The sequence below is a fragment of the Ketobacter sp. genome (assembly GCF_003671495.1).
Classification (GTDB): domain Bacteria; phylum Pseudomonadota; class Gammaproteobacteria; order Pseudomonadales; family Ketobacteraceae; genus Ketobacter.
The window spans coordinates 346,958-358,419 of the sequence record NZ_RCHN01000015.1 but is presented as its reverse complement, the minus strand read 5'-3'; the positions used below and the strand labels follow the sequence as shown (position 1 = coordinate 358,419).

Below are 11,462 nucleotides of genomic sequence, written 5' to 3'. Positions count from 1 at the left end.
TCAGGCCACCGCCAGGGCCATGCCCAGCAGCGCGACGGCTTCCAGAATCTCCACACAGGCTCCGGCGGTATCACCGGTGGTGCCACCGATACGCTGCATCATCAAGCGGCGCAGCCAGCCAAACACGGCGCCTACAAGCAACAGAGCGAGCAACGCGCTGACGCCCATCAACCACCACCACATCAGGGCCAATAGTGCGGCTTGCAGATAGCTGGTGGCGCTGTCCAGACCATCTCTGAAGGGCGTGGCCAAACCGGCTTCCCGCACATAGGGGGTGTGCAGAAACAGGATCGGCATCAGGCTCCGTGCCAGGGAAGGCGCCAGTAAAAGCAAGGCAGGGGCGGTGGCAACCAGTTGTTGCAGGCAGGCAAATTTCACCAGTAACACCAGCACCATGCTGGCCACCCCCGCCGGGCCACTGCGCGGGTCCTTCATGATGGCCAGGGTTCGTTCCCGGTCGCCGCCTGCCAGCCAGGCGTCCGCGCTGTCCGCCAATCCATCCAGATGCAACGCCCCGGTGACCAGAACCCACACGCCGAGCAATACGGCGGCGGCAATGGCGGGGTTCAGCAGAGGGGCAATCCACAGCAGAATGGCCTGGCTCAGCCAGAGTATCCCACCGATGACCAGGCCCACCACGCCATACCAGTAAATCGATGCTTTCAGGTCGCCCTCGTTGTAATCCACGTGGCGCACCGGGAGACGGGTGAGGAACGCCAGGGCAATCTTCAACGGGTTCATGGGGTACCGGTGAAACGATTGATGAAGCTGAGGGCCGCGTTGTAGTGGCCGTTGTCTTCCAGATAGATTTTGAAGCGGGTCAGCCCGGCGTACGGTACATCTACACGGAAACTGTCCTGGGGCGTCAGGTGGATAAAGTGGGACAGGGTCGAGCGGATCACACCGCCGTGGACCACTAGCAGAAGGTGCTCACCCGGAGGAGAGGCCAGAATCCGGTGGTCAAGACAGGAGGCTACCCGTGCGCTGAAATCCGTGAACAGTTCACCCCCGGGCGGGGTATGTTGAGTCGGGTCCTCCCACAGTCGTTGCAGCAACTCCGGGTGTTGCGCCCAGGCCTGGGTGGGCGTCAACCCTTCCAATTCACCGAAACACAGTTCCCGCAGGTCGGGCTCCACCGTTAAGGGCAGATCCAGGGAGTGTGCCAGCGTGGTGGCAAACGCCTGGCAGCGCTGCATGGGGGAGCTGATGATGGCGTCCCAGCGGGTGCCACTGGCCATGGCCTGGTCGGTGGCGTGGTGCATATGTTGCCAGCCGGCGGCAGACAAAGGGTCATCGATGGAGCCGCGATAGCGCACGCCGCCTTCCGGCTCGCCGTGGCGGATCAGGTCCAGGGTGATTTTGCGCTGTTCAGTGGGGGAGCCAAACATCATCCGTTCTCCAGCTTTTCCGACACCGCGGCTTCCGCAAAAGTGGCCATTTGATTGTGCAGCGCGCAGGCCAGGCGCAGCAGGGGCACCACCATGGCGGCGCCGCTGCCCTCTCCCAGGCGCAGGTTCAGGTCCACGATGGGTTCCACGCCCAGTTGTTCAATGACCTTCTGATGGCCCGGCTCTGCAGAACAGTGGCTGAAGAAGAGGTAGGGGCGGATGGAGGGGTTCAGCTGCAAGGCAACGGCGGCAGCGGCGGTGCAGATAAAGCCGTCCACGATGACCGCAATGCCCTGTTGGGCGGCCGCAATGTAGGCACCGGTCAAGGCCGTGATTTCGAAGCCCCCCAGAATGCGGGAAATGGCTCCGGCGTCCGTCAGGCTGTTGGTATGGCGATCCAGGGCGTGCTGAATCACCCGGATTTTGTGTTGCACCCCTTGTTGGTTCAGGCCGGTGCCGGGTCCGGTGATGTCGCCTACTGCCAGGTTCAGCAGGCGCGCCAGCAAGGCAGTGGCAGCGGTGGTGTTGCCGATCCCCATTTCACCACCGATATAGAGCTTAACTCCCCGCTCAGCGGCCCGTTGCACAGATTCCCACCCCAGGCACAGTGCCTGTTGCCATTGTGCTTCGGTCATGGCCGCCTGGTGGCGGAAATTGGCGGTTTGCGGGGCGATGGGGCCGTGCACCACACCTGCCAGGTGGCTGGGATCGGCGTGGGTGCCGGTGTTGATCACTTCCAGGGTGGCGTCCAATTCCCGGGCCAGCACGCTGATGGCAGCGCCACCGCGGATAAAGTTACGCTGCATCTCCACCGTCACGGCCTGGGGAAAGGCGGAGACCCCTTCCTCCACAATGCCGTGATCACCGGCAAACACGGCGATGTGTACCTGCTCCAGGCTGGGCTTGACCTGATTCTGAATGGCCGCCAACTGGATAGCGATCTGCTCCAGCCGGCCCAGGGCCCCCGGTGGCTTGGTGAGCTGGTTTTGGCGCTCGCTGGCGGCGGCCTTTACGCTGACGCTGGGGCGCGCAGCGGGTTCGCTCCACCAGGCTGGATCAAGGGCGGTCGAAGTGGTCTCAGTCATGTGTTTTGCGTCGGTATGAGTTGGGTCGGTTTGAGTTGTAAGGGGAGGCCAGCCACCACCAGGGTGACCTGATCTGCCAGGGCGGCCAGTGCCTGATGCAGCCAGCCACTCTCATCCACAAAGCGGCGGCTGAGCTCGCCCATGGGCACCACACCCAGTCCGGTTTCATTGCTCACCATAATCACGTCGCTCTGCATTTGGGGCAGCAGGTCCAACAGGGCCTGCTTTTCCAGAGCGAAATGGTGGCCCTCTTCCAGGCAGAGGAGGTTCGAGACCCACAGGGTCAGGCAGTCGATCAGGATCAGGGTGTCCTTTGCATCCACCTGCTTCAGGCTTTGCGCCAGGGCAATGGGCTGTTCCAGGGTGGTCCAGTGCGGTGGGCGGCGGCGCTGGTGGTGATCGATGCGCTTGGCCATTTCCCCGTCCAGATTCTGGGCAGTGGCTACATAGACCACGGCTTTATTGCTGGCCAGCGCCCGCTGTTCCGCCAGTTGGCTTTTACCGGAGCGGGCCCCACCCAGGATCAGTTCAATCATGATTCAAAGCGTTTGCGGTTCCACATGATCTCTTCGCCCCCATTGGCCCGGGCCAGAACCCGCGCCGCCACGAACAGAAAGTCGGAGAGCCGGTTCAGGTATTTCAAGCCCCAGTCATTGATGCTTTCCTGTTTGGACAAAGTCAGCACCCGGCGCTCGGCGCGGCGGCACACGGTTCTGGCCAGATGGCAGGTGGTGGCGGCCCGGTTGCCGCCGGGCAAAATGAATTCCTTCAGGTAGGGCAGGTCCGCGTTCATGGCGTCGATGTGTTGTTCCAGTCGCTGCACAAAGGCTTCCGTCAATACGGTATGTCCGGGTACACACAGCTCGGCACCCAGATCAAACAGGTCGTGCTGGATTTCGAATAACCAGTCCCGCAGTGGCGCGCTGACTTCGGTTTCAGACAACACCATGCCGAGAACCGAATTCAGTTCGTCTGTGGTGCCGTAGGCCTCCACCCGCAGGCTGTCCTTGTCCACACGGCTACCGTCTCCCAGCCCGGTACTGCCCTGGTCTCCGGTGCGGGTATATATCTTGGAAAGGCGGTTGCCCATAGGGTTTACTCCTTTTGGCTATAGAATATGGATTATTCGGCTACTGGGTGAGCAATTTATGTGGAATTGCGGGCTTCTTTTGTATCAAAAGTCACAGAATCGGGCTGCAATTTACGACTAAGCTTTACATGGGTCAAGTCGACGGAGACGCGATTTGGCCTGAAATTGCCACGCAGCAGTATTAGACGGAGGGCAGCATGAGCAGAGTGAGTGTAGACGTTGAATTGCTTCGAGAGCTGCTGAACGCAGCCTCCCGTACCGCATTGACCCACCGCGGCAGTGAGCATGAATGTTATGTGCTGGGGCAGCTTGAGGCCACCGCCAACATGGCGTATGTGCTCTGCGCCGGTTCCGATAACGAAGAGCTGGAGCTGTTGTGCCAGCAGCTGGCTCTGGACGCCTTGAACCGCCATTCTGAGCTCAGATCCACCAGCGGTACCCTGATCCGCAAAGTGGATAAAAGCCTCAGCACAACTGCCTGACCTGGTCATAGATTCGCTCGTTGAGCGGGCAGCGAATGCCCTGTCGCCGCGCTTCCTGCAACAGGAATCCGGTTATGTAGTCGATTTCCGTCGCCTGACGTTTGCGCACATCCTGCAGCATGGAGGAAATATTATCACCGGTTTTGGTGGCCACGGTTTTGGCCAGCAGAAACAGGCCCTGCACCGGTTCCGCAACCCCGTTCAGCTCGAACACCCGCGCTATGACTGCCTCCACCTCTTCACAGATCGCCTCCATTTGCGCCAGTGCCTCGGGGTTCGCCAGCAAGGCCCCATTAGGGCAATCGTAGAGCGCCGTCAGCGGGTTGATGGCGCAATTGATGGCGAGTTTTTGCCAAAGTCGGACTTGAATGTTCGAGTCTGCCCCGAGGGTCAATGGCAGCCCCGACCATTGCCGGCTGAGCGCCAATGCCGCAGGGTGTTGTGCCGGGTGGAGGGCGCCGACGTAAGTGGCTCCGGCACCGGCGTGCCTGACCTGGCGGGGTGTGGGGCGGTTGGCGCCTTCGGTGGTGGTGCCCAGCAGCAGGGTACTGTGGGGAAACGCCTGCTCGGCTGCCCCCCAGGCGCCCATACCATTCTGCAGGAAGACGATGGTCGCATCCGGGGCCAGTCGCGCTTGAACAGACTGCAGGGCCGCCTGGGTCTGGTGGGCCTTGACCGTGACCAGCAGCTGCCGAATGAGGGCTTGTGTCGGCGCGCTGGTAAATGCGTGCAGGAAACGGGCGTCTGTCTCAATCCGTTCAATGGTGCAGGTGACGGCCTGCCCCCCGCGCCCCATCAGGTGCACCGGGAAACCCGCCTGTTGCAGATAGCAGGCAAACAGTGAGCCCATGGCACCGGGCCCCAGGACATACCAGGGTTCAGTCATACGCGTGTGGTCAGTTGGATTTGGCGGTGCGCCAGCGAATGACCATCAGGCGCCCGGTGTCCCGGGCATTGGGGATTTGCTGTTGGGTGATCGCCAGCATTTTGTCGGCGGAAGGAAACCCCGTTTCCTCATCTGCGGCAGACATGCACATGGCGGCCCGAATGTTGACAAAGCCCTTGGAGGTCTTCACGGCCTTTACGTTCAACGCGTCGTATATCCGGCGATAGGTGACGGCGTTAGCCTGCATGATATCAGGTTGGTGGGTGACGACGACAAATTGTTCGTTGGAAAGGCGGGACACCACGTCCAGGGGGCGCACCAGCTGCCGCAGTCGCCGGGCCGTGCTGACCACGATCTCCCGCATAATCTTTTTGCCGTGGGTGACCATCAACTCTTTATAGTTATCCAGGTTGATCACCATGACACAGGCAGCGCCCTGGCGGGATTCGGCGTGTTTGATGGTGGCGGTGAGACGCTCGATGGCGAAGTGTCCGTTCCCCAGCCCGGTGAGTGGGTCCACCAGGGAGTGCTTCTTGAAGCGCTGGTTGGATTCCACCAGTAACTGATTCTCCTGCAGCAGCCGGTTCTGCAGACAGGACAGGCGGTCGGCCGCATAGATTCTGGGCAGCAATTGCTGGTTCATGACGGACTTGTTGATGAAGTCGTCCACCCCCTGGTCGAAGGCCTGGCGCAGGGCCTGATCCCCTTCCTTGGCAGTGAGCAGCATGATGTAGGTGAAATGATTGGTGGCTTCGTCCAGTTGGCGGACCCGCCCGGCCAGCTCCAGACCGTCCATTTCCGGCATCAGCCAGTCAGCAATCAAGACGTTGACCGGGCGGGATTCCAGCATGGCCAGGCCCTGTTGGGCGCTGCTGGCCGTGCGTATGTCCCTAAAACCGGCGGCTTTCAGTGTGCGACCAATGACGGCACCGGAAAACTTGGCATCGTCCACAATCATGATGGGCAGATCGGCATTCGGCATAGGAACCTATTTCATTCCGGCTTGTTATTATTCGTGGTCGGGCTTCTGAAGAATAAGTGTGGCCGAGAGTCTGAGATATGTCTAATTCCGCGATGCCGTTCAGTGAAATAGCCCACTGATTTATCGGATTTTTTTGGCCTGCCCGGTTTTTTTTGGTTAGCATGCGGGTGCAGTTTCCCTTGCAGCCGTCGGTAGACCCAGCGTTTATGAGCAACCACCTGAAATTTCATCACTCCTGGCGCGAGAGCCTCTCTGTTGTGTTGCAGCCCCAGGTTTGGGTGATGCTGCTGCTGGGATTCTCCGCCGGCCTGCCGATCATGTTGATTTTTTCCTCACTCTCCATCTGGCTACTGGAGGCGGGCATTCAGAAGTCCGAGGTCACCTATTTCAGTTGGGCGGCCCTGGGATACTCGTTCAAGTTTGTGTGGGCGCCCTTGGTGGATCGGGTGCCGATACCCTGGCTGACCCGGGCGTTTGGTGCCCGTCGTTCCTGGATGCTGCTGGCCCAGTTCGGCATCATCAGCGCGATTCTGTTGATGGCGGTGACCGATCCGGCACAAGGGCAGAGTGCGGTCCTGGTGATGGCCATGGCGGCAGTGCTGTTGGGGTTCAGTTCCGCCACCCAGGACATTGTAATCGACGCCTATCGGATTGAGGCGGCGGATGCCGACATGCAGGCCATGATGTCCGCCACCTACATCGCCGGCTATCGGCTGGGCATGATCGTCACCGGCGCCGGCGCGCTGTACCTGGCAGCCTACTTTGGTACCACCCGGGAACACTATCTGTATGAAGCCTGGCGCATGACCCACCTGATCATCCCCCTGTTCATGCTGGTGGGGGTGGCGACCGCGTTCTGGATCAAGGAGCCGGCGGTGATCAAGCGGGATTACGACCGCTTCGCCAATACCGACTACGTCAGGCTCTGTGCGTTGTTTGTGCTGGCGGCCACCGGTTTTGTGGCCACCTTTTTCTGGGGCGGGCAGGGCATTGCCCAGCTCAAAGCCTCTGTACCCGGGATGGGCGGGCACCTCAGTGCTTTTTTGCTGGAAGTGCTTCGCTTCAGTGCGGCGGTCACCATTGCCTTCGGGCTCGCCTGGGGACTGGTGGCAATGGGGGTGGCCAGCCGGGAGCTGGTGGTGGTCAGCTACCTGGAGCCCATCCGTAACTTCCTCTATACCTATGGGACTCGGACCACCGTCATTTTGTTGTGCCTGGTGAGCCTGTTCCGCATCTCGGATGTGGTGCTGGGGGTGATCTCCAATATCTTCTACACGGAAATGGGATTTTCCAAAGAAGAGATCGCTACGGCGGTGAAACTGTTCGGCGTTTGGATGACCATTCTGGGGGGATTTCTCGGGGGTGTGCTCACCATGCGCTTTGGGGTGATGCTGATGCTGGCGGTGAGTGCCATTCTGGTGGTGGCCACCAACCTGTGCTTCATTCTGCTGGCCCAAACCGGCCACGACGTTTATGTCCTTTATGGGGTGGTGTCGGCGGACAACCTGGCGGCCGGGATTGCCAGTGCCTCGTTCATCGCGTTCCTGTCGGCGTTGGTGAATGTGCGTTTTACCGCCATGCAATACGCCATTTTCAGTTCTCTGATGACGCTGATTCCCAAGCTCACCGCAGGCTATTCCGGTTCCATTGTGGAGGCCCTGGGTTACGTGCCGTTTTTCACTATTACCGGCTTGCTGGGGCTGCCGGTGTTGTTCTTCATCTATCTGGCGGCGAAACACCTGGAGCTGGCTCAGGCTGGCACTGAAACTCCGGATTGATCCAATAACGCCGGATCACCATAGATACTGGCGCAGGGATACCCGTTCGCCACAAAAGCCAACGCCTTCCTGTTCCAGTTTCTGCTTCTGCAATTGCCATTGATCGCTGCCCACGGGGAAGGCGATTTTACCCTGGCCGTTGATCACCCGATGCCAGGGCAGGCTGCTGTTGGCGGGAAGCTGCTTCAGTACCGTGCCCACATAGCGGGCGTAGCCAGGCAGTCCGGCCCGTTCCGCCACACGCCCGTAGGTGCAGACCCGGCCTTTGGGAATCGCCCCCACAACTTGAATGATGCTGTGTCTGGCGTCCTGGCGGGAGGTGGCTGTATCGGTGGGGGTGGGTTTGCTCATCAAGAACAACCATAAAAAAAGAGTGGCTCCACCTTACGGCGGAATTGCCACTCTTTTCAATGGGGATGTTGAAATCTGCGTTTAGCGCAGACCACCGTCCACATCAATCACCCGACCGGTGAAGTAATCGTTTTCGAAAATGAAGGTGGCTGCCTTGGCAATGTTGCTGGGCTCACCCAGGCGCTTCAGGGGCACTGCACCGATCAGGCGATCACGGGCTTCCGGTTTCATGGCCGCGATCATGTCGGTGTTGATGGTGCCGGGGGCAATGGCGCCGGTCCGAATGTTGTAACGGGACAGTTCCTTGGCCCAGGATTCGGTCATGGCCACCACGCCGGCTTTGGCTGCAGAGTAGTTGGTCTGGCCGAAGCTGCCCTGACGGGCCAGGCTGGAGATGCTGACGATCACGCCTTCTTCCACACCCAGCTGGATCATCTTGGCGGCGGCTTCACGGGCGCACAGGAATACGCCGGTCAGGTTAACGTCAATGACCATCTGCCACTGTTGGGTGGACATCTTGGTGATCTCGCCGTCTTTGGCTTTCACCAGCAGACCGTCGCGGGTGATGCCGGCGTTGTTGACCACGCCGCTCAGGGTGCCGAAATCCGCCACCACATCGTCAAACAGCTTTTCAACTTCGGTGTCTTTGGCTACGTTGACGGTGTATCCCTTGGCTTTCACCCCTTGTTCTTCGCACAGGGTTACGGTCTGAGCGATATCATCGGCATTCAAGTCCACAACCGCCACATTGGCCCCTTTCTGGGCGAATGCCAGAGCCATGCCCCGTCCCAAACCCCGTCCGGCACCGGTGATGACCACGACTTTATCTTTTAAATCCATAACTACTAACCCTCTATATTTGGTCCGCTTTTAATACGCTGTAATAGTCGGCTTGACTTGCGAGTCGCGATTATTCCTGTTTTGGCACCGGATTTCCAGAGGGAGAGTGGCCAGCAGACGGCTGTGGTCCGGCCGTCACGCTGTCGTTTCCGGCTTGGAATACTTGCGCAAGTGGAGTAATGTTTGCGCCGAAAAGGCACGGGTTGGTTGGGCGTGCAGCGCAAAATGTGCCGATTTTTCAACCTATTATAATGAGTCACACAGGATGGCAGGGACACATATGAAACAGGTACTGAGCAGTTGGATGGGGGTGTTGGGCGTTGTCGGTATGTTGTGTGCACAGCCCCTGCTGGCACAGGCCCCGGGGCGGGAGGATATCGAGCGCATCAGCGTGACCGAGACGGTGGAAGCCATCAACCTGGAAACCCGGGAAGTGGTGTTGCGCGATCCTGACGGACATCTTAAACACCTGGTGGTGGGGGATCACGTCAAGCGCCTGCATGAGGTGGCAGTGGGTGACCAGGTCACCGTGGATTTCTTCGTGTCCGCCGTTTATGAGGTGCGTGAGCCCACCCAGGAAGAGTTGAAACAACCCTATGTGGAACTGAACCATACCGTGAAGGCTCAAGCGGAGGAATTACCGGCGGGGGCCATGCTCAAACAGTACCGTTCTGTCTGCAGCATTGTGGACCTGAATGCCGTCAATATGACCGGAACCCTGAAGGACGCCAACGGCAAGTACCGGGTGGTGGTGATCAAGAATCCTGAGAACATCACCAAGCTCCGAATCGGCCAGACGGTGGTGGTCACACACACCGAAGCTTATGCGGTATCGCTGGTCAAACCCCCGTCCAAACCTGCAGTGGAGTCCGTTTCCCAACCACTGTAGTCAGCGCAGCGTGGCCGGAATCTCAGAACGGGGTTCCGGCAAACAGGCGTATCACATTCCCAAACTGGTTGTATTGATAACCTAACCCAACCCGGTTCACCTCAGTCACCCATAGGTCGATGGGCTTGGGGGCGTACAATGAAATCCCCATTTCGTAGTTCAGGTCCCGGGCGGTGCGGTCCTTCCATTTTTCCACGTAGTCAATGCCGTTGTAACTCCAGGAAACGGAGCCGTAGAGGGTGGGTATGGCAATGCCAGCATTGAGAGTGATGTACAGATTGGATTTGTAATCAAAACCGGACAACAGCTTTACATAATTATCCTGCAGATCGCTGGAAAAGGTGCGATAACCTGCCAGGATGATTTTGTTCACCCACACATGCCGGTCAATTTCCCCTTTAGTGTAGTAGCGGGAGTGCAGGCCCACAGAATAGACCTGGGCTTCCTCCTTGGTGGAGAAGTTTTTCGCATAGCCATAATCGATGTGGGGAATCAGCTCCCACCGATCGCTGGCCGCGTAGACTTTTTCCACGCCTGGAATCAGGGTGAGGGTGCCGATGGAGTCTGGAATTTCCAACTCTTCAATGTTCTCGCGCCCGTAATCAAAAAAACCGGCGGAGGTGGAGAATCGAATGCGAATGTCTTTTCGTTCCCGCCACTGGAACGTCATGGGCAGGTTGAGCACGAACAGCGAGGCGTCGGTGGCGCCATACAAACCGCTGCCCATGTAGGCGGCAAAGGCGTAGTTGGCGGGTTCCTTCGGGGCGGATTCTTCTGCCCGCACCGCCGTGCCTCCGATGCATCCCAATACCAGCGCGATGACGCCCCACTTGCTGACTGCCATTTCCTACTCATGCCCCCGCAAAAATCTGCCGGCATGGTACCATTCGGAATGGTCGCCTTAAAGTTCATTGACCACCGGGATCAGCTTAAAAAAAAGGGGAATACCATGGAAGCCGGCAAGCGCGCGCGGAGTGTTTTGCAGAGCCTGTTCAGCGGGGTGCTCAGTACCCACTCGAAAAAATACGCAGGGTATCCGTTTGGTTCGGTGGTGCCATTCTGCCTGGATCAGAGTGGCCAGCCCCTGATCCTCATCAGCCGCCTGGCGCAACATACCCAGAACATTGCCGACAACCCCAAGGTGTCTCTCACGCTGCTGGATACCGAGGCTACCCAGGGAGACAGCCAGCAGGGAGACGTGCAGCAGGTGGAGCGGCTGACCCTCATCGCAGACGCCAAGCGGGTGGACGACGTGGCCGCGGCGGCCCAGCGTTACTATCGCTGCTTCCCCCAGGCCCGGGGCTACCATGACGAGCTGGACTTTGACTTCTATCGCCTGAACCCGGTGCAGTTACGCTTTATCGAGGGCTTTGGCCAGGCCCGTTGGCTGTCGCCGGGGGATGTGGTGCAGCCCAGCCCGTTTTCTGCGGAACAATGGCTGCGTATTGTGGATCATATGAATGAGGACCACGGCGATGCCATTCAGCACTATTGCGCGTTGCGGCAGATACCCAACCCCGGAAACGATGCCATCATGGCGGGTATCGATGGGGAGGGGATGACCCTGTTGGTGAATAATCGTCTGCGTCGGGTTGATTTTGATCGAATCGTCACCACTTCAGAAGAAGCCAGGGCGATTTTGGTGGAAATGGCCCGAACGCCGCTGAACGCGTAAACCCGCCAGGAAAGCA

General features: G+C 59.1%; 14 protein-coding genes. 4 read left to right on the top strand and 10 right to left on the bottom strand.

Translation table 11 applies throughout. From position 1 onward, the window contains the following. From D9N14_RS07965 to D9N14_RS07945, 5 genes are read right to left on the bottom strand one after another with little or no spacing between them, the layout of a single operon-like run. Positions 1-741 (bottom strand): adenosylcobinamide-GDP ribazoletransferase, encoded by a 741-nt coding sequence (locus D9N14_RS07965; protein WP_290578803.1) that lies wholly within the window; start codon positions 739-741, stop codon positions 1-3. Next, positions 738-1,391, bottom strand: coding sequence for a histidine phosphatase family protein (locus D9N14_RS07960; protein ID WP_290578801.1), 654 nt, complete (start codon positions 1,389-1,391; stop codon positions 738-740). Before D9N14_RS07960 ends, D9N14_RS07965 begins: the two co-directional genes overlap by 4 nt. Then, positions 1,388-2,473, bottom strand: coding sequence for a nicotinate-nucleotide--dimethylbenzimidazole phosphoribosyltransferase (gene cobT / locus D9N14_RS07955; RefSeq protein WP_290578799.1), 1,086 nt, complete (start codon positions 2,471-2,473; stop codon positions 1,388-1,390). The genes D9N14_RS07960 and cobT overlap by 4 nt, the downstream gene beginning before the upstream one ends. Further along, positions 2,470-3,009, bottom strand: a complete 540-nt coding sequence (gene cobU / locus D9N14_RS07950) for a bifunctional adenosylcobinamide kinase/adenosylcobinamide-phosphate guanylyltransferase (protein WP_290578797.1) — start codon at positions 3,007-3,009, stop codon at positions 2,470-2,472. The genes cobT and cobU overlap by 4 nt, the downstream gene beginning before the upstream one ends. Further along, entirely contained in the window at positions 3,006-3,563 is a 558-nt protein-coding gene (locus D9N14_RS07945; protein WP_290578795.1) for a cob(I)yrinic acid a,c-diamide adenosyltransferase, read from the bottom strand. The genes cobU and D9N14_RS07945 overlap by 4 nt, the downstream gene beginning before the upstream one ends. Positions 3,564-3,760: 197 nt before the next feature. On the opposite strand from D9N14_RS07945, the gene D9N14_RS07940 reads away from it, so the two are divergent. Next, a complete protein-coding gene (locus tag D9N14_RS07940; protein WP_290578793.1) occupies positions 3,761-4,045 on the top strand; it encodes a hypothetical protein in 285 nt (94 codons plus the stop codon). Here the strand turns inward: D9N14_RS07940 and D9N14_RS07935 are convergent. Continuing rightward, entirely contained in the window at positions 4,029-4,931 is a 903-nt protein-coding gene (locus tag D9N14_RS07935) for a ketopantoate reductase family protein (RefSeq protein ID WP_290578791.1), read from the bottom strand. The two genes, D9N14_RS07940 and D9N14_RS07935, sit on opposite strands and share 17 nt — an antisense overlap. 10 nt (positions 4,932-4,941) lie before the next feature. Then, complete coding sequence (locus tag D9N14_RS07930) at positions 4,942-5,913, bottom strand: response regulator (RefSeq protein WP_290578789.1); 972 nt, start codon at positions 5,911-5,913, stop codon at positions 4,942-4,944. A gap of 206 nt (positions 5,914-6,119) precedes the next feature. On the opposite strand from D9N14_RS07930, the gene D9N14_RS07925 reads away from it, so the two are divergent. Continuing rightward, a complete protein-coding gene (locus D9N14_RS07925) occupies positions 6,120-7,691 on the top strand; it encodes an AmpG family muropeptide MFS transporter (protein ID WP_290578787.1) in 1,572 nt (523 codons plus the stop codon). A gap of 15 nt (positions 7,692-7,706) precedes the next feature. On the opposite strand, the gene D9N14_RS07920 is transcribed toward D9N14_RS07925, so the two are convergent. Next, positions 7,707-8,042 (bottom strand): MGMT family protein, encoded by a 336-nt coding sequence (locus tag D9N14_RS07920; RefSeq protein ID WP_290578785.1) that lies wholly within the window; start codon positions 8,040-8,042, stop codon positions 7,707-7,709. A gap of 81 nt (positions 8,043-8,123) precedes the next feature. Continuing rightward, positions 8,124-8,882 (bottom strand): SDR family oxidoreductase, encoded by a 759-nt coding sequence (locus tag D9N14_RS07915; RefSeq protein WP_290578783.1) that lies wholly within the window; start codon positions 8,880-8,882, stop codon positions 8,124-8,126. 280 nt (positions 8,883-9,162) lie between these two features. On the opposite strand from D9N14_RS07915, the gene D9N14_RS07910 reads away from it, so the two are divergent. Then, positions 9,163-9,771, top strand: a complete 609-nt coding sequence (locus D9N14_RS07910; protein ID WP_290578781.1) for a hypothetical protein — start codon at positions 9,163-9,165, stop codon at positions 9,769-9,771. A 22-nt stretch (positions 9,772-9,793) separates the two neighbouring features. Here D9N14_RS07910 and D9N14_RS07905 read toward each other — a convergent pair whose 3' ends face one another. Beyond that, on the bottom strand, positions 9,794-10,615 hold the full coding sequence (locus D9N14_RS07905) for a hypothetical protein (protein ID WP_290578779.1): 822 nt from the start codon (positions 10,613-10,615) through the stop codon (positions 9,794-9,796). Positions 10,616-10,720: 105 nt separating this feature from the next. Between D9N14_RS07905 and D9N14_RS07900 the strand changes: the two genes are divergently transcribed. Next, positions 10,721-11,446 carry a HugZ family protein gene (locus D9N14_RS07900; protein ID WP_290578777.1) on the top strand — a complete coding sequence of 242 codons (726 nt, stop codon included), beginning with the start codon at positions 10,721-10,723 and terminating at the stop codon, positions 11,444-11,446. The last annotated feature ends 16 nt before the right edge of the window (positions 11,447-11,462 follow it).